This window comes from Erwinia sp. JUb26, from assembly GCF_003751505.1.
Lineage (GTDB): Bacteria > Pseudomonadota > Gammaproteobacteria > Enterobacterales > Enterobacteriaceae > Erwinia.
The window spans coordinates 225,599-242,239 of sequence record NZ_RJVB01000001.1 but is presented as its reverse complement, the minus strand read 5'-3'; the positions used below and the strand labels follow the sequence as shown (position 1 = coordinate 242,239).

The 16,641-nt window shown below is 56.6% G+C and carries 17 protein-coding genes, 1 pseudogene and 1 riboswitch; of the genes and pseudogenes, 5 read left to right on the top strand and 13 right to left on the bottom strand.

What is annotated here, in order from left to right; all coding sequences use genetic code 11:
- Positions 1 to 14: 14 nt before the first annotated feature.
- Both EC836_RS01105 and EC836_RS01100 read right to left on the bottom strand, forming a co-directional pair.
- Complete coding sequence (locus EC836_RS01105; protein ID WP_123329298.1) at positions 15 to 674, bottom strand: TenA family protein; 660 nt, start codon at positions 672 to 674, stop codon at positions 15 to 17.
- Between the two features lie 76 nt (positions 675 to 750).
- Positions 751 to 864: riboswitch (TPP riboswitch) on the bottom strand.
- Between the two features lie 82 nt (positions 865 to 946).
- Positions 947 to 1,408 (bottom strand): Rpn family recombination-promoting nuclease/putative transposase, encoded by a 462-nt coding sequence (locus EC836_RS01100; protein ID WP_123329296.1) that lies wholly within the window; start codon positions 1,406 to 1,408, stop codon positions 947 to 949.
- A gap of 226 nt (positions 1,409 to 1,634) precedes the next feature.
- On the opposite strand from EC836_RS01100, the gene EC836_RS01095 reads away from it, so the two are divergent.
- The 3 genes from EC836_RS01095 to EC836_RS01085 are packed head-to-tail and all read left to right on the top strand — an operon-like array spanning position 1,635 to position 4,928.
- Positions 1,635 to 3,029 (top strand): cytochrome c, encoded by a 1,395-nt coding sequence (locus EC836_RS01095; protein WP_123329294.1) that lies wholly within the window; start codon positions 1,635 to 1,637, stop codon positions 3,027 to 3,029.
- 19 nt (positions 3,030 to 3,048) lie between these two features.
- Positions 3,049 to 3,405 carry a cytochrome c gene (locus EC836_RS01090; RefSeq protein ID WP_158612762.1) on the top strand — a complete coding sequence of 119 codons (357 nt, stop codon included), beginning with the start codon at positions 3,049 to 3,051 and terminating at the stop codon, positions 3,403 to 3,405.
- A gap of 17 nt (positions 3,406 to 3,422) precedes the next feature.
- The gene (locus tag EC836_RS01085; RefSeq protein WP_123329290.1) at positions 3,423 to 4,928 is read left to right on the top strand and encodes an FAD-binding oxidoreductase; all 1,506 of its coding nucleotides are present in this window, start codon (positions 3,423 to 3,425) and stop codon (positions 4,926 to 4,928) included.
- A gap of 177 nt (positions 4,929 to 5,105) precedes the next feature.
- Here EC836_RS01085 and phnN read toward each other — a convergent pair whose 3' ends face one another.
- From phnN to phnF, 9 genes are read right to left on the bottom strand one after another with little or no spacing between them, the layout of a single operon-like run.
- A complete protein-coding gene (phnN, locus tag EC836_RS01080; protein WP_123329288.1) occupies positions 5,106 to 5,666 on the bottom strand; it encodes a ribose 1,5-bisphosphokinase in 561 nt (186 codons plus the stop codon).
- Entirely contained in the window at positions 5,666 to 6,802 is a 1,137-nt protein-coding gene (gene phnM / locus EC836_RS01075) for an alpha-D-ribose 1-methylphosphonate 5-triphosphate diphosphatase (RefSeq protein WP_123329286.1), read from the bottom strand. The genes phnN and phnM overlap by 1 nt, the downstream gene beginning before the upstream one ends.
- The gene (phnL, locus tag EC836_RS01070) at positions 6,799 to 7,503 is read right to left on the bottom strand and encodes a phosphonate C-P lyase system protein PhnL (protein ID WP_123329284.1); all 705 of its coding nucleotides are present in this window, start codon (positions 7,501 to 7,503) and stop codon (positions 6,799 to 6,801) included. The genes phnM and phnL overlap by 4 nt, the downstream gene beginning before the upstream one ends.
- An 18-nt stretch (positions 7,504 to 7,521) precedes the next feature.
- Positions 7,522 to 8,280 carry a phosphonate C-P lyase system protein PhnK gene (gene phnK, locus EC836_RS01065; RefSeq protein WP_123329282.1) on the bottom strand — a complete coding sequence of 253 codons (759 nt, stop codon included), beginning with the start codon at positions 8,278 to 8,280 and terminating at the stop codon, positions 7,522 to 7,524.
- Positions 8,277 to 9,119, bottom strand: coding sequence for an alpha-D-ribose 1-methylphosphonate 5-phosphate C-P-lyase PhnJ (locus tag EC836_RS01060; RefSeq protein ID WP_123329280.1), 843 nt, complete (start codon positions 9,117 to 9,119; stop codon positions 8,277 to 8,279). Before EC836_RS01060 ends, phnK begins: the two co-directional genes overlap by 4 nt.
- Complete coding sequence (locus EC836_RS01055) at positions 9,112 to 10,188, bottom strand: carbon-phosphorus lyase complex subunit PhnI (RefSeq protein WP_123329278.1); 1,077 nt, start codon at positions 10,186 to 10,188, stop codon at positions 9,112 to 9,114. The genes EC836_RS01060 and EC836_RS01055 overlap by 8 nt, the downstream gene beginning before the upstream one ends.
- On the bottom strand, positions 10,188 to 10,763 hold the full coding sequence (phnH, locus tag EC836_RS01050) for a phosphonate C-P lyase system protein PhnH (RefSeq protein WP_123329276.1): 576 nt from the start codon (positions 10,761 to 10,763) through the stop codon (positions 10,188 to 10,190). Before phnH ends, EC836_RS01055 begins: the two co-directional genes overlap by 1 nt.
- Positions 10,763 to 11,203: a phosphonate C-P lyase system protein PhnG gene (phnG, locus tag EC836_RS01045; RefSeq protein WP_123329274.1), complete on the bottom strand. Its 441-nt coding sequence runs from the start codon at positions 11,201 to 11,203 to the stop codon at positions 10,763 to 10,765. The genes phnH and phnG overlap by 1 nt, the downstream gene beginning before the upstream one ends.
- A complete protein-coding gene (phnF, locus tag EC836_RS01040; protein WP_123329272.1) occupies positions 11,204 to 11,923 on the bottom strand; it encodes a phosphonate metabolism transcriptional regulator PhnF in 720 nt (239 codons plus the stop codon).
- Positions 11,924 to 12,728: 805 nt separating this feature from the next.
- On the opposite strand from phnF, the gene EC836_RS01035 reads away from it, so the two are divergent.
- Positions 12,729 to 13,388 carry an O-methyltransferase gene (locus EC836_RS01035; RefSeq protein WP_123329270.1) on the top strand — a complete coding sequence of 220 codons (660 nt, stop codon included), beginning with the start codon at positions 12,729 to 12,731 and terminating at the stop codon, positions 13,386 to 13,388.
- A gap of 395 nt (positions 13,389 to 13,783) precedes the next feature.
- On the opposite strand, the gene EC836_RS01030 is transcribed toward EC836_RS01035, so the two are convergent.
- A complete protein-coding gene (locus EC836_RS01030; protein WP_123329268.1) occupies positions 13,784 to 14,986 on the bottom strand; it encodes an MFS transporter in 1,203 nt (400 codons plus the stop codon).
- Positions 14,987 to 15,047: 61 nt separating this feature from the next.
- On the opposite strand from EC836_RS01030, the gene EC836_RS01025 reads away from it, so the two are divergent.
- Positions 15,048 to 16,052, top strand: coding sequence for an AraC family transcriptional regulator (locus EC836_RS01025; RefSeq protein ID WP_123329266.1), 1,005 nt, complete (start codon positions 15,048 to 15,050; stop codon positions 16,050 to 16,052).
- Positions 16,053 to 16,162: 110 nt separating this feature from the next.
- On the opposite strand, the pseudogene EC836_RS01020 reads toward EC836_RS01025, so the two are convergent.
- Positions 16,163 to 16,567, bottom strand: a pseudogene (locus EC836_RS01020) (hypothetical protein).
- Positions 16,568 to 16,641: the final 74 nt, after the last annotated feature.

Here is a 16,641-nt window from a genome sequence, read left to right as displayed (position 1 = left end):
ATCCTGTATTGGCATTACCCGGCTTTCAGCGTGATTGGCTCATAAGCCGCATCAAAAAACGCTTTCTCCAGCCCCACCGCGCGGCGGAAAAGGTCCTCACACTGCGAAGCTTCTGCTGGCCCAACGCGATCCAGCTCCTCGCGGATAAACGCCACAAACGCATTGAAATCAGGGTTGTCGTGCAGCGTGACCCACTCGGCGTAAACGAAGTTTTCCGGCAGCGGTCGGGTAGCCTGAGATGCCCAGTCAAAGTACAGCCATTCAGCCACGTTCAGCACCGTCAGTACCGCCGCATAGCTGCGGGTGCCCGCCGCTTCGCGCATGATGGCTTTAAAGCCGGCCGTCGGTACGGTGTCCGGCTGCTCGCTGCGCTGCTGTTTGCTGACGCCCAGTGCGGTAAATGAACGCAGGAAATAGGTATTTTCTTCGGAGGAAACCATGCCGGCGAAGCGGCCAAAACGCAGTCGGGCATCGGTGGTATCCGCACTGGCCATCGCAGCACCCACCAGCACCAGGAAGCTGTCAAGGAAGCGGTGATCCTGAATCAGGTAATTGATCATCACGCGGTCATCAACGGTCCCGGTAACCAGCTCCTCAACGAAACGGTGATTAACGGCCGCCGACCATGTTGGCAGATTCTGGTTACGCAGGGTGTCGGTAAAACGTTCGGTCATCGTGTTGTCCTGTAAAGTAAAGACAGCGCGACTGAATGTGAATACTCAGGCCGCCTCGCTCAGAGGTTGGCAAAAGTCAGACAGGTTGCGCCATCCCTTCGCCGGCATTATCCGGATCAGGTATTAAGGGTCTTTGCACCGTTGCATGTGCAAACTCTCAGCCCGCTGGTGGGCTCCCCCTGGAAAGGTTCGGCAGGAAACATAACCCGTCAGTTCAGGTGTTGTAAACAAAAAATCCATAACTGAAAAGCAGTAAAGCGAACGGGGTAAAATCAGAGCGGAATCTCTGCCAGATCGTTTTCACTCAGGCCTGTCATCTTCATTACCGTGGCTGGGTCCAGCCCATTGTGCAGCATCATCCGCGCAATATTTAGCGTAGCTGTACGTTTGCCCCGCTGCTCCCCGAGCAGAATTCCTTTCTTCATTCCCTTCTTTTCAAGCTGCTCTGCAAGAGTCATCAGCTGCTCCTTATGCGGTGGCACTCGCTGTGCCAGTTTACGGATAAAAGCTTCTACATCGGACAATTCCGCCGTCTGCGCAAAATAGTTTACCAGCGTAACCAACTGCTGTCCCGTCATGTGTTTTGCTAAAATCAGGGTTGCCAGGCGGTCCAGCAGCCCGGCGAGATCGCGCTGGTGAATATGTTTTTGCATACCTGAAATATTACCGAATAAGACTCGACGGTGTAGATAAAAGTTTGCGTATCGCCTCGCATGAATAAATGTAAAAAACATGAAATAACCATGACCAACCTAATAAAATTGAATTTCAACTCCCTGGCATTTTTGGTTTAAAAAACCGAACTGTACTGGCACATACTCACTGCGTTTTTCAAGCTGAAATAGCCAACAGGATAATTCAGTGTTCGCCTTACTGGCTTATTCCAACAATAAAACTCGTCATATTTATTAACCATCATTGAACGGCAAAAGATAAACAACAGTCAGGGCATAAAAACCGATGAAAAATGGCCAGGGAAAGACAAAAAGTCACGTCAAATGTCCGACGGCACCCCGGTTATGCCGCTGGGCCAGCGGAGTCGTTGCCTGTGCGATTGTCGCGGTGGTTCTTGCCTGGCTTGCCACCCTTCTTCTGCCCACGCCGGGCGATCCCCTCGCTAAAATCTCGTTGCCGGTGAATGAGCAACAGATTAAACGCGGAGCGTATCTCGCCCGCGTGGGAGATTGCGTCGCCTGCCATACGGCACCCGGCAAAGCGCAATTCAGCGGTGGTGAAGCGATCGCCTCGCCGATTGGCGGGATGATCCCGCCCAACATCACGCCGGATAAAAATACCGGGATTGGCAGCTACACATACGGTGATTTTGAACGAGCGGTCAGATACGGTATCGCTCCGTCGGGTGATACACTTTACCCGGCGATGCCCTGGACCTCTTATTCTCGAATTACTCAGGACGACATGGCCGCGCTTTATGCCTACTTCATGCACGGCGTCACGCCGGTCGTTGCTCCCCACCAGCAGGACACGATCCCCTGGCCGTTCTCCCTGCGCTGGCCGATGACCTGGTGGCGCTGGCTCTTTGCCCCAAAACCGCTCGCTACCGCTAACCTGCCGACAGACCCGGTTGAGCTGGGTGCCTATTATGTTACCGGGCTGGGTCACTGCGGTGCCTGCCATACGCCACGAGCCATCACGCTGCAGGAAGTTGCTTTTGATAATCATCAAGGCAGCCAGTTTTTATCCGGTGGACAGGTTATTGATGGTTATTCCGTCCCTTCCATACGCGGTGAACAGCGCTCGGGACTGGGGCAAACGCGTGCTGATGAAATCGTCGCGTTACTGAAAACCGGGCGTTCGGAAAGAACCGCGACCTTTGGCCCGATGTCTGACGTCGTCACCCACTCCACGCAATATATGTCTGACGGCGACCTCTCTGCAATTGCCACTTATCTGCGATCGCTTTCGCCGAGCAAAAACCAGGATAAGCCTTATTATGATTTAACGACGTTCAACGTATTAACGCGTGGTGGAGCATTACCAACTGGAGCAAAACAGTATTTATCCCACTGCGAAGGCTGCCATTTATCAAACGGACTGGGCTACAAAAATAAATTCCCGGCGCTGGCGTTGAATACCATGGTTAATAACCCCGACCCCGGCAGTCTGATAAAAATCGTGCTAAATGGCGCAACGAATACTGGAACGCAGCACAATGAGACGGACTATTCCATGCCCGCCTTTGCTAATACGCTTAACGACGAGGATATCGCGGAGATATTAAGTTTCATTCGATCGTCATGGGGCAATCAGGCCAGTGAAGTCTCCGCTTCCGAGGTGTCTGAAGTCCGTCAGAACCAGGCAGCACCGAGCCCTGATGCCGCACACAACCCTTAAAAAAACTAACGGAGTGGGTATGAAAAAAAATCACCGCCGCGTACTAACATGGATGTTCCTCCTCGGCATTACGATTAGCGCTGCACCGCAGGCACTGGCGATACCGCAAGGCACGGATGATATGAGCCAGACTCTGGCGCAGCCCGAACAGGCCAGTCGCTGCATGAGTTGTCACGGTCCCGGAGGGATTAGCCAGAACCCGGAATGGCCCAATCTGGCCGGGCAAAAAGCCCCCTATCTGCGCAGCCAGCTGAACGCTTTTCGCGACGGCAGCCGAAAAAACGGCATGATGCAGAACGTTGTCACCGGCCTGACGGACAACGATACCCGCCAGCTTTCTCAATACTTCAGCCAGTTGCCACCCGCCAATCCGTAATCTGACAAGGAGCCTTTGTGCAGACGTTTTTACTGGCACGCAGACATTTTATCAAGGCCGCCGCGGCCGTTGGCATGCTGTTTTCCGGCCTGCTTCGCCCGGTCACCGCTTTCGCGGCTGGCAGCGATCCTGTCAGGCCGGAAGGCTTCAAGGGCGCATTTATCAGCCACGCCGACCCGCGCTATTTCCGCTGGTTCTGGGCGATGACCTGGTACGATAAAAAACCGATGCGTTTTCCGGATGTGATTGGGCAACCGCAGGACAGGGAAGATATACAAATCCTGTTGAGGTATGCGAAGCAAACGGGTCGCCGGGTCGCGCTGCGCAGCTCCGGGCATAACATCACCCTGGCGCCGCTGCGTAACGGTGCAGTGACGATTGATATGTCGCGTTTCAACAGCATTGAGCTGGATCCACAGACTAAAACCGTCTGGGCAGGGCCTGGCGTTCTTAGTCAGGAACTGAACGAAGCGACCTATGATAAAGGATTAGTGTTCCCGGGTGCCCATACCGGATTCGTCACTCTCGGCGGTTTTCTGCTGGGCGGCGGAATGGGCTGGAATATGCCCGCTTACGGAATGGCGTGTGGATCGGTTCTGGCCGCTGAAGTGATGCTGGCCGACGGTTCCATCGTTATGGCGTCGCCGGATGAAAACCCGGATTTGTACTGGGCCATTCGCGGCGTTGGCCCGGGGTTTTTCGCCGTGGTACTGCGCTACCGGCTTCAGCTGCACGATGCCCCCAGCGCGATCATGAACAGTTTTTACTTTCCCGTCTCGGACCTGCGACCCGCGCTGGATGAAATTATGACGCTGCTGCCGGCCAATGCGCAGCGCTCGGAGATCCTCGGCGCCCTGGGGAAATTTTCCCCTCCCGGTACACCGCCATCGGAGCAGCGCTGGCATCTGGTGCTTAACGTGATTTCATTTGGCAGTACGGAGGTGGAAGCGCGGGAGGTTGCCGACATCTTCAATAACAGCAAGTTACCGGAGCTTTGCACCCTGCAAAGCGTGCATAACCGGGCGCTGACCTACCTTGATTTATTCCAGGCGCTGGGCGCAACGGATGCCTACAGCACCAGCCGAACCAGCGAAACGGCCTTTTTCACGGATCGGCCTGAACTGGCGCTGCCGGTGGTGGCCGAACTGTTGGAAAACGAGGCAGTTGATTCGCGTTCTTTTGGTTTTTCAGTGATTGATACCAACCCCACGGTGCCGGAGCCTTGCAGTTTTACCTACTGGGCACCGCACTATATTTCCTGGTATCTGATCGGCACCACGGAGGCAGAAATCGAGGCGAACAGGCAGCTGATGCTAAAACTCAATGCTGCGATCAAACCGTACGCGAAAGGTTACTACATTAACGAAGTTGATTTAGACGTTGCTCCGGAGATGGTGAATCAGTGTTTTTCTGCCGAGAAATGGCAAAGGTTGAATGAGGTTCGCCAGGTCTACGATCCGGAAAAACGCTTTTACAGCTACATCAAACAGAAGAAGGACGGGGATGTTGTCTCCGACAGTTGAGGGACGATCCCAGCCTGCGGTAATTCTTAGCGTGTAACCCGCAGCATGAGTTTGCAGGTAGCAGGTAATCAGTAATCAGTAATCAGTAATCAGTAATCAGTAATCAGTAATCAGTAGTGAGTTTCAAATATGTGGCCATCGTGCAGGACGAAACACGATGGCTGTAACACTGTTTTATTAGTTGTTCTGCTCAACCGACCTGTACGGTACTTCCGCCAGCAGCAGCGAGAAATCCCTTAGCGTCCGTTCCAGCGCCCCGTCGTTGTTCAGGGTCATGCATCCCGCCGCAACCGGTTCCGCCGCCCGCTGCATCCGCCGGGCGATTTCGCTTTCATCCTCGCGCCCGCGCTGACGAAGTCGGTTCGCCAGCACTTCCGGCGAAACCTGCAGGCACACCGGCAGCAGGCGGTCGCCGTAGCGCTGCTGTGCTACCGCCAGATGGCGACGCGAACCGTTGACCACCACGTCCAGACCGCTGGCCAGCCACAGATCGATCTCGGTGCCCAGCGCGTAGTAAAACTGGTGCGCCTGCCACTCAATGGCAAACATACCGAACTCGCTGCGGCGCAGAAACTCATGCTCGCTCAGCGCAATATGGTTTTCCCCTCCGGCAGACGCACTGCGGGTAATATAGCGGTGCGCCACCACCACCCTATCCGGGGCGCTCTCACGCAGCGCCAGCAGCAGACTGTCCTTGCCGGAGCCGGAGGCACCCATCAGCCAGATTAGCCGCGCCATCAGAACACCATCCGGCCTTTCGCCCAGACGTTTTTGATATAGACCTGTTCCCTCGGCTGGTGAACCAGCACAAGGTCCGCGCGTTTTCCTTCGGCAATCACGCCGCGATCGGTCAGCCCGATGGCATGCGCCGGGTTGCGGGTAACCAGTGCAACGGCGCCCGGCAGATCCATGGCGATCTCGTCATCCGCAGCCAGGCGGAAGGCGGCATCCAGCAGGCTGGCCGGATAATAGTCAGAGGAGAGAATATCCAGCAGCCCCTTTGAGGCCAGGTCGCGAGCCGCCACGTTGCCGGAGTGCGATCCGCCGCGAACGATATTCGGCGCACCCATCAACACCTGTAGCCCCATCTCGCGGGAGGAGCGCGCGGCGTCTTCTGTCGTCGGGAACTCGGCGATGACGCTGCCGACGCCTTTCGACTCCAGCACGTGCTCGTGAGTCGCATCGTCATGGCTGGCCAGCGGAATGTGGTACTGGCGGCACCAGGCGGAGATCGCCTCACGGTTGGGCGTCGACCAGCGCGCGGCAAGGCGCAGCTGATCGGCCTGATAGGCATCCAGCTGCTCGTCGTTCATCTGGTATTTCCCACCGAAATAGGTACGCCACGCGTCCAGCGAAACGTACTGGCGCTGGCCCGGCGAGTGATCCATCAGCGACACCAGCGACAGCGCCGGGTTGCACATCAGCTGTTCAAACAGCGGCAGCGTGGAGTCGTGCGGCAGCTCGCAGCGCAAATGCAGACGATGCTCTGCGCGATTCAGTCCGTGCTTTTCACTGTGGCGGATGGCGTTAATCATCTTATTGAGATTCTCCATCCGGTGGCCGCCGTCGCGTACGTCGCCCACGCTAATCGCATCCAGTACCGTGGTGATCCCGCTGGCGATAATCAGCGCATCGTGGCTGCTCATTGCTGAATGGGCGGGCCAGTCCACCTTCGGACGCGGGGTGAAGAATTTGTCCAGGCTATCGGTATGTAGCTCCACCATGCCGGGCATCAGCCAGCCGCCCTCGCCGTCAATGGCCCCAGGCAGCTGGCTGGGGGTTTCCGCATAGGCAGTAATAATGCCGTTATCGCAGGCCAGCGAGCCGCTGACTACTTCCCGTTCGAGGATAAGCTTAACGTTGTTGATAATCATACGGCGTGCTCCGGGGTAACAGACTGCATCACATGCAGACGATCGGCGACGCGCTCGCGCACCGCGTTATCATGAAAAATTCCGACGATGGCGGCACCACGGGCGCGCGCCTGTTCAATCAGAGACACCACCGCCGCACAGTTCACGCTGTCGAGTGAGGCAGTCGGCTCATCCAGCAGCAGGATCGGCGATTCAGCGATAAATCCACGTGCGATATTGACTCGCTGCTGTTCACCGCCGGAGAAGGTCGACGGCGGCAGCGACCACAGCCGCGACGGCACATTCAGATGCCCAAGTAGCGCCTGCGCCCGCTCCTCGCTTTCGGCGCGATCCACGCCGCGCTCCAGCAGCGGCTGCATCACCACCTCCAGCGTGCTGATACGCGGGATCACGCGCAGAAACTGGCTGACCCAGCCCAGCGTATCGCGGCGCAGCGCCAGAATCTGCCGCGCCGGGGCGCTGACCAGATCCACCCACTGCTGCTGATGATCGACCCAGATATGGCCGCTGTCTGGCAAATAGTTACCGTACAGCGAACGCAGCAGCGTGGATTTACCGCTGCCGGAATGGCCGTGCAGCACCACGCATTCCCCGGCGGCCACCTGCAGCGACGCGTTATTCAGCACCGGAAGCCTTGCGCCATGCTGGTTATGCATGACGAAGGTTTTAGACAAATTTTCGATGCGCAATTTCAGATTCATGGCTGTTTCTCAACATGGTTACAGAATGGATGACACCAGCAGTTGGGTATACGGATGATGCGGATCGTCGAGCACCCTGTCCGTCAGCCCGCTTTCCACCACCTGCCCCTGCTTCATCACCAGCAGTCGATGGGCCAGCAGGCGCGCCACGCCGAGGTCGTGGGTAACAATCACCACCGCCAGGTTGAGATCGCGCACCAGGTTACGCAGCAGATCCAGCAGCCTCGCCTGCACCGACACGTCCAGCCCGCCGGTTGGTTCATCCATAAACACCAGCTTCGGCCCGGTGACCAGGTTGCGGGCGATCTGCAAACGCTGCTGCATGCCGCCGGAGAAGGTGCCCGGCAGATCGTCGATACGTGCCAGCGGGATCTCCACATCTTCCAGCCACTGTCCGGCCTTCTCGCGGATCTGCCCGTAGTGACGCTCGCCCACCGCCATCAGCCGCTCGCCGATATTGCCACCGGCCGATACCTGCGCCCGCAGCCCGTCCATCGGATACTGATGCACCACGCCCCACTGGGTGCGCAGCAGGCGGCGGCGTTCACTTTCGCTCATCGCGTAGAGGTCATTACCCTGATAGATAATTTCGCCGTGCTGCGGCGGCAGCCGGGCCGAAATCGCCTTCAGCAGCGTGGTCTTCCCGGAGCCGGATTCCCCGACGATCCCCAGCACTTCACCGGGATAAAGCTCAAATGACACATCGCTGAAACCCTTACCCGGTGCGTAAAGGTGGGTAAGCTGATTAACCGTCAGCAGCGGCGACTCATTGTTCATGACGGATTCTCTTGTTGCTGATGGCAGTAATCGGTATCGGAGCAGACAAACATCCTGGTGCCGCTGTCGTCCATCACTACCTCATCCAGGTAGCTTGTGCGCGATCCGCAGATGGCGCAGGGCTGTTCCCACTTCTGCACGGTGAACGGGTGATCGTCGAAGTCGAGGCTTTCCACTTTGGTATACGGCGGCAGCGCGTAGATGCGCTTTTCACGCCCGGCCCCAAACAGCTGTAGTGCGGGCATCATATGCATCTTCGGGTTGTCGAATTTCGGGATCGGCGACGGGTCCATCACGTAGCGATCGTTGACCTTCACCGGGTAGGCATAGGTGGTGGCGATATGGCCGTAGCGGGCAATATCCTCATACAGCTTCACCTGCATGATCCCGTACTCTTCCAGCGCGTGCATGGTGCGGGTTTCGGTTTCACGCGGTTCGATAAAACGCAGCGGTTCGGGGATCGGCACCTGATAAATCAGTACCTGGTCTTCGGTCAGCGGAGTCTCGGGAATGCGATGACGGGTCTGGATCAGCGTGGCATCCACGGTGCGTTCGGTCACCGCCGCGCCGCTAACGCGCTGGAAAAATCGGCGGATGGACACCGCGTTGGTCGTATCGTCGGCACCCTGATCGATCACCTTCAGCACATCGTGTTCGCCGATCATGCTGGCGGTCAGTTGAATACCGCCGGTTCCCCAGCCGTAGGGCATCGGCATTTCGCGTCCGCCAAACGGCACCTGATAGCCGGGGATCGCCACCGCCTTCAGAATAGCGCGACGGATGGTGCGCTTGCTTTGTTCGTCCAGATAGCCCGGATTGTAACCATGCAGTTCAGCCACGTTGCTTCTCCTGATACTCCGCGCGCAGGCGCTTTAACAGTTCCAACTCGGCCTGGAAATCGACGTAGTGCGGCAGCTTGAGGTGCGAGACAAAGCCCGCCGCCTCAACGTTATCGGCGTGCGACAGGACAAACTCTTCATCCTGCGCCGGGCTGGTGATGCGCTCGCCGTACTCGTCGGTTTGCAGGGCACGATCTACCAGTGCCATCGCCATCGCTTTACGCTCGGCGCGACCGAAGACCAGGCCATAGCCACGAGTGAAGTGCGGTGCGGCATCGACGGGGGTGGTAAAGCCGTTGACCATTTCGCACTCGGTCAGCAGGATTTCACCGATCTCCAGCGGGAAGCCCAGCTCCTCGGGCGCAATTTCCACCGTGACGTAGCCGGTACGAATTTCACCGGCAAACGGATGGGTGCGGCCGTAGCCGCGCTGGGTGGAATAGCCCAGCGCCAGCAGGAAACCTTCATCCCCGCGCACCAGCTGCTGCAATTTCGCCGAACGCGGTAGCGGGTAAGACGGCGGATCGCGGGTAATATCCAGCGGTTCGCTACCGTCATCCTCTTCGGCAATCGCCAGCCCTTCGCGGGTCATCAGGTCGAACATATGCGGACAGCGCTCGTCCAGCGGCTGTTCGGCACGCGGCGCGGGCGGCGTTTTCCCCTCGGCCAATAGGGTAAAATCCAACAGGCGGTGGGTGTAATCGTAGGTTGGCCCCAGCAGCTGTCCGCCGGGCAGATCTTTATAAACGGCGGAGATCCGCCGTTCCACGCGCATTTTTCCGCTATCCAGCGGCAGGCTGTCGGCGAGGCGCGGCAGCGTGGTGCGGTAGGCGCGCAGCAGGAAAATCGCCTCCACCAGATCGCCGCTGGCCTGCTTGATAGCCAGCGCGGCCAGCTCGCGGTCGTGAATGCCGCCCTCGGTCATCACCCTGTCCACCGCCAGGCCCAGCTGCTGGTCTATCTGTTCGCACTGCAACTCCGCCTCGCTGCGGTCGCCACGGCGCAGATCTTCCTGCAGCCGGTGGGCGGCGGCTATCGCCTTCTCGCCCCCTTTCACCGCAACGTACATCAGCACACCTCCACGTTGGTGGTGCGCGGCAGGGCCATCATGTTCTCGCCGCAGGTGAAGATCAGATCGATACCCTGGGGGAAGGTATGCGCGCGTTTGCGCAGGAATTTCAGCACGCTTTCCGGCAGCTGCGGCGCAATCGCCCGGGTTTCCATCAGGCCGGGGCCACGCAGGCGCAACGTCAGACCACCGCTCAGCCCGGCGACGTCAATAATCAGCGTGCTGCTTTTCTCCGGCGAAACGTTATCGCCCGGCGAGAAGCTGGCGATATCAACGACGGATTTGGCATGCAGCAGGGCAAACGGCGCGTCGGTACGATCCGTCACCGGCGCACCGGTGTGAAAACGCAGATTGTTCAGCAGCGCCTCATCGTGGAAGCGCTCGTCGATCCACAGCGGCGTTTCGCGATCCACCAGCGTCATCAGCACCGCCGTGGCGGCCACCGAAGTGCGCCCCCAGGCAGGCAGCGATGGCAGAGAAACCATCACACCCGGCTCGCTCATGGCTTTAAGAATACGGCGGAAGGCGTGCTGGGCATCGGCAACCGGATGGCTGAAACTGGCGAGTAAGGTCATTAATTGTCTCCCCTGACAAGGGTGAAGAAGTCAACGCGACTGCTGGCGACTTCGCGGGAACGCAGCAACAGCTGCTCCTGACGTACGGCGGCCAGCGGCGCAATAATCTGTTGGTGAAGTGCCTGTGCGCCGTCGCCCTGTAACAGGGCATCCAGCAGCGCGCAGCGTTCCGCATGGGCTTTATCGCGCCCGATGATATAGCTGTAGCCGCAGGTGCCATTTTCCAGCTGGACGACCGCACGGGTGACGGTGGTATCGCCGAGAATAAAGCGTCTCCCGGTGCCGCCCATTCGCGCCTGTAGCCGGGTCAGCCCGGTTTCCGGCGCGCGCAGCAGCTGGTACTGCGGTTGCAGCGTCGATGGCCAGTGTGCAAGCAGCTGCTGCGGGCTGCTGTGGGCCAGCACGGAGAGCCAGTGCTGGCGGGCCTTATGTGCTTCCATTTAATGCTCCAGCGTCAGTTCAATCATGTCGGCACGCGTCAGGCTGACGGAGTATTCCGCCATCGCGCCGCTGCCGTTACGGGTATTCAGGGTGCGCACGCAGAGCAGCGGCGCATGCAGTGTGACTTCCAGCAGACGGCTCTCTTTTGCCTGTGCGCGGCGGGCGGCGATGCGCGTTTGTTTGCGCGTCAGACCTTCGCCCAGCTGCTGGCTGATAAAATCGTGCAGCGATCCGCTGGTAAACGTTTGCAGCGGCGGCCACCAGCTCAAATCGGGCAGATAGTGGTTAATCACGCACACCGGCACGCCGTTAACCCGGCGCAGCGTGCGCAGGTGGATCACCGTGTCGCCCTCGTTGCAGGCCAGCGCGGCGGCCACCTCGGCGTTGCACGGGCGCAGCACCGCCAGCAGACGTTCACTGGTAGGATGGCTCCCCTGCTCCATCAGGTTCTGACTGAACCGCGCCTGAGCGTGCAGCGGGTAGTCGTACGGGCGCATCAGCACCAGAATACCAACGCCCTGGCGGCGCTGAACCAGCCCTTTATCAACCAGCTCATCCACCGCGCGACGCAGCGTATGGCGATTGACTTCATAGTGTGCGGCCAGCTGTTTTTCTGACGGCAGATACTCGCCGCAGCGATAGCGGCTGCGCAGTTCATCTTCCAGCCGGGCGGCAATGGCCTGATACAAAGTGGTCGGATGTCTGGATAAGTTGAGCATTACAAAAATCTCCGCAGCGTCATACCCGGCGGGAAGCTGCCTTCAAATTGCTGCTTCCTGCCACCGATGGGCGTTACTTTGCCGGGGATGTGTGACACTGCGGTTAAGGGGAGATGACGTTTGTGAAATGCTGCTAAAGCTGAATATTAGGGCATCGGATTCGCTGGCCGTCAGGTGCTCAGGCCGACCGTTACGGGCAGATCGCCGAGACGCCGTTAATCTCTCCCTGGAGGCTTGACTGCCGCATCCCTGCGGCAGACACTCGACTAACCTGTCCCGTAACGGTCACCCTTTCAAATACGGGTGTTGCTGCAAACAACGTTAGTTTTGACCAACAGCAACACCTTGGTTAGCAGGCAATCGGTGTGGGCCGGATTCGCTGGCCTTCAGGTGCTAAGGCTAACCGTTACGGGCAGATCGCCGAGACGCCGTTAATCCCTCCCTGGAGGCTTGGCTGCCGCATCCTTGCGGCAGACACTCGGCTAACCTGTCCCGTAGCGGTCATCCTTTCAAACACGGGTGTTGCTGCCATCTCATGTCAGATTATCCGGCAGCGATACTAAAGCATTGAGGCAATCGGGGCTGGACGGATTAGCGGACCGTCCGAGCACATGGATGTGCGAGGCCGAGCGGACAAGGACGTGACAGCGGGTCCGCGTTCCGGCCAGCCCCGATACGCCAGATGCGAAACAAGCAGCTACACCAAATCCCAAACTGATAAGCCAGCCTCTCAGCTTTCAGAGACCACACCTCTTCAAAACTGACTTATAGTTATTTCCTCTGACCCCAAAACAGGAAACGCACAATGGATCAACAACGCTGGGCCGCCGTCGACAATTACCTGATTGAACAACTCGTCCCGCAGGATGAGGCCCTGCTGGCCGCACTGGATGCCAATAAAAGTGCCGGACTGCCGCCGATAGATGTGGCACCCAATCAGGGAAAGTTACTCTATCTGTTCGCCAAAATGACCGGAGCCAGACGCATCCTGGAGATCGGCACGCTGGGCGGTTACAGCACCATCTGGCTGGCGCGCGCCCTGCCGGATGACGGCAAAGTGATCACCCTTGAGTATCAGCCGCGCCACGCCGAAATCGCCAGTCACAACATTCGCCGCGCCGGGCTCGAAAGCAAAGTGACCATCCTGGTCGGTGCGGCACTGGATTCGCTGCCCACCCTCGAAGGTTCCGCCCCGTTTGATATGATCTTTATCGATGCCGACAAGCAAAATAACCCGGCTTATCTGGAGTGGGCGCTGAAATACTCCCGCTCCGGCACGGTAATCATCGGTGATAACGTGGTGCGCAGCGGCAAAATCATCGATGCCGAAGACGCCGACGTGAATCTGCAAGGGCTGCGGGAATTTCTCAGCCTGGTGGGCAACGACGATCGGCTGGAAGCCACGGCGGTACAAACCGTCGGGGCCAAAGGCTGGGATGGGCTGTCGATAGCGCGGGTGAAATAAGATACATTTTAGCCCGGCGGCTGTTATCTGACCCATCTATGACGTTCCGTTCCAGCTTTTCTGGCTTCTGTGTCGGTGTTTTTAAAACCGTGCTGTGGTTGCCGGGGTAGGTCCCAGCATTACGAAGATCGATGCTAGCCATGAGGACATCCCCGTATGGGTATTTGCACTCACTTGACCATACATGTGCTTTTAACCTGCCTGCCTGTTTGCATTTCATTTGGGCATCTGCAACAACAAAATGAAAACAAGTCATCTACTGAACTGACAGACGACTTTGAGCGAGGAGCAGACCTATAATTGAGCGGCAAGAAGTAGTAAATCTTAAGACATCTGTTCCGACCGTCCATCGGATTCTGCTGGCCATTTTAAAGCGGAGGTCATATTCGAAATGATCAGGCCATCGCGACCTTCACTTTTAGCCCAATAACGAGTGTGGCGAGAAACATGATGCAACCAGCAGTAATAAAAACGCCTGTTACGCCATTTAGATTAAAAAGTATCCCCCCCAACGCAGCTCCAGCAGCAATTGAAGACTGTACTGCTGCCACTACCATACCCCCTGCGGTTTCAGCCTGATCGGGAACGGAACGTGCTACCCAGTTTGACCACGCTACAGGTACACCACCAAAGGCCATCCCCCACAACGCAACGAATAATATCAATCCGTTTTCTTCAAGTGGCAGTAAAATCATGCCCAGGGCTGACAGACCGACAAGTGCCGGCATGAGTATCAGGGTAAAACGCAGGCTTCTTTCCATCAGCCAACCGGCCAGCAGCGTCCCGATAAAATTAGCCACGCCGAATATAAGCAGTATTAAAGACAAATGGTCTACATCAAGATGAGTAATATTTTCAAGAGCCGGACGAATATAGGTAAACAGCGCATATTGACCAGTATGCGCAATAACACATCCTGCCATTCCGAGCGCAATGCCTGGGCGGCGAAGCACATCCATGACAGTCGCCGTTAGCATCATTCTGCGCGGAGCCATTCGAGGAAGTGTAAACAGCTGAAAAATAAGTGTCAGCACCCCTACTGCAGTTGCAGCGATAAAAGCACTGCGCCAGCCATAAAGCCCACCTAAGTAGCTCCCCAGCGGAATCGAAACGACGGTGCCGACGGCGATACCGCTAAAAATAATGGACAGAGCACGCGGGATGCTCTTTGCAGGGACCAGTCGCATAGCTACGGCTGCCGCCATACTCCAGAAACCTCCCAGGGCGATGCCCAATAGAATGCGCATCACCAACAGGATTGACAGGCTTGATGAAAGTGCCACAAGCAGGTTGGAAGCAATCATCAGCACGGTAAAACCAAGCAAGACATTTCGGCGATCATAATTACGCGTGAGGCGAGGAACCATCAGACCAGCAAACAGGGCTATCACTGCTGTTACCGTCACAGCCTGACCAGCAAGGGCTTCGGTCACACCAAGATCGGCGGCCATAGGTGTCAGCAGACTGGCGGGAAGATATTCTGCTGTCAGCAAGCCAAACACACCCATGGTCAGTGAAAAAACTGCCATCCATGCGGATTCTTTGGGCTCTGAACAATTCATACTAGCGGATACAGCTTCAGTTGCTTCATTTCTCATAACACACTCTTTTCAGGAAAAATTCAGGTTCCAAGTCTAGAGATGAGAAGCAGGACGATCTATGATGCCACATCCTGATTTTTTACCCGAAACTCCGGAAGTACATGTGAATAAACATTTTGCTCTGTCATCCGAACTCATCAGTGAACTGCTACTTGAAATGCGCCTGCGTGGCGTGCAGTACCGCCGTTTACAGACTGGCACTGAGTTTGGTGTCAGTTTTAGCAATAGACCGGGCCATGCCTATTTTCATTACATCGCTGTGGGAACTGCTCTGCTTCGTACAAACGATGGTGCGCTTCATGAGCTGAGAGCAGGAAGCATGGTATTTATGCCCCAGGGTGAGGAGCATCAGCTTATATCGGATGTCGGCTGTGCAATTCAACATATCGATACGCTAGGTTCTGCGCCTTTGGGTGAGGCAGTCAGCGGAATCAATACATGCCCCAGTACGCATCCGACTCCCAGCACAGTTCTGTTTTATGGCTGTATGGAGTTCGATCTCGGTGGAATGCAGGGCCTGGGTAAACTGATGCCGCAAGCCATAATGGTTGAGGCAAACGAAAAGATATATCCGGGGCTGGTTCCCATTCTGGGCGCCATGAAATTTGAAATCTGTTCCGGACGCGCTGGCTTCGCGGGCATTCTGGCACGCCTGGCAGAAGTGGCTGCTGCGATGATCGTGCGCGGATGGATTGAAAACGGCAGCGAAAATGCCGCTGGCCTTATCGCTGCGCTGCGGGATCCGCGGCTTGCCCGTGCGATTCTGAGCATCCATCGCGATATAAGTCGGGAGTGGTCTGTTGCTGAGCTTGCAGCCCAGTCTCATGTGTCACGTTCTGTTTTCGCTGAACGCTTTACATCAGTCATTGGGATACCTCCCCTGCGCTATGCAAGGGAAGTGCGAATGCGCCTCGCAGGTCAGTGGATCATTCACGATAAGATCTCTATCGACACCGTAGCCTCACGTCTCGGCTATGCCTCCCAGGCAGCATTTAGCAGAGCTTTTAAGCGCATCAATGGATATTCGCCGGGCGCCATGCGCAAACAACCAAAAGTGATTTAGAATTAACGTGATGAAATTATAGGTTATTTATTACATTTAGCCTTGGAGCAATTCGCAACACTAAGAGCAGTGCGTAAAATAATCTTCACTAATTAACGTATCGTATTTTCTCAAGAGTCCGCTTCTGGCAAAGGGCTGCTGTTGCAGCCCTGACAACATTGGACTTTAATCGATTCAGAGATCTCTAACGCATCATCGACTTCAATACCCAAATAACGGACCGTGCTTTTCAGTTTCTTATGGCCCAACAGAAGTTAAATCACTCGAAAATTCTTGGTTTGCTGTTGCAACACCGTTGCTCTGCTTAAAACCGAGCTACCATATGCCACATCAAATACTTTGAGTTTGACCAGATCGCAGCCTCGAAGCTTACTGTCCAGGGCCATATTGAACAAAGCTAAATCGCGCGTTTTTCCTTCCAGTTCAAGCCGGATTCGGATCCCCCAGATATGAGATATCTGAAGTGGTCTTTCTTGGCCGATAATACGGTCTTTGTTCCACAGTGACGTGTTCATACTCAAATCTCCTGCAATGTGGGAGATTTGAGTATGGTTGTCGCTTATGAGCGAAAAGGGGATATCGACTTTCG

Excerpts from the sequence above, each read along its gene's own strand:
- EC836_RS01105 (WP_123329298.1), bottom strand. The coding sequence starts at position 674 with ATGACCGAACGTTTTACCGACACCCTGCGTAACCAGAATCTGCCAACA.
- EC836_RS01100 (WP_123329296.1), bottom strand. The coding sequence starts at position 1,408 with ATGTTTTTTACATTTATTCATGCGAGGCGATACGCAAACTTTTATCTA.
- EC836_RS01095 (WP_123329294.1), top strand. The coding sequence starts at position 1,635 with ATGAAAAATGGCCAGGGAAAGACAAAAAGTCACGTCAAATGTCCGACG.
- EC836_RS01090 (WP_158612762.1), top strand. The coding sequence starts at position 3,049 with ATGAAAAAAAATCACCGCCGCGTACTAACATGGATGTTCCTCCTCGGC.
- phnN (WP_123329288.1), bottom strand. The coding sequence starts at position 5,666 with ATGGCGCGGCTAATCTGGCTGATGGGTGCCTCCGGCTCCGGCAAGGAC.
- phnM (WP_123329286.1), bottom strand. The coding sequence starts at position 6,802 with ATGATTATCAACAACGTTAAGCTTATCCTCGAACGGGAAGTAGTCAGC.
- phnL (WP_123329284.1), bottom strand. The coding sequence starts at position 7,503 with ATGAATCTGAAATTGCGCATCGAAAATTTGTCTAAAACCTTCGTCATG.
- phnK (WP_123329282.1), bottom strand. The coding sequence starts at position 8,280 with ATGAACAATGAGTCGCCGCTGCTGACGGTTAATCAGCTTACCCACCTT.
- EC836_RS01055 (WP_123329278.1), bottom strand. The coding sequence starts at position 10,188 with ATGTACGTTGCGGTGAAAGGGGGCGAGAAGGCGATAGCCGCCGCCCAC.
- phnH (WP_123329276.1), bottom strand. The coding sequence starts at position 10,763 with ATGACCTTACTCGCCAGTTTCAGCCATCCGGTTGCCGATGCCCAGCAC.
- phnG (WP_123329274.1), bottom strand. The coding sequence starts at position 11,203 with ATGGAAGCACATAAGGCCCGCCAGCACTGGCTCTCCGTGCTGGCCCAC.
- phnF (WP_123329272.1), bottom strand. The coding sequence starts at position 11,923 with ATGCTCAACTTATCCAGACATCCGACCACTTTGTATCAGGCCATTGCC.
- EC836_RS01035 (WP_123329270.1), top strand. The coding sequence starts at position 12,729 with ATGGATCAACAACGCTGGGCCGCCGTCGACAATTACCTGATTGAACAA.
- EC836_RS01030 (WP_123329268.1), bottom strand. The coding sequence starts at position 14,986 with ATGAGAAATGAAGCAACTGAAGCTGTATCCGCTAGTATGAATTGTTCA.
- EC836_RS01025 (WP_123329266.1), top strand. The coding sequence starts at position 15,048 with ATGATGCCACATCCTGATTTTTTACCCGAAACTCCGGAAGTACATGTG.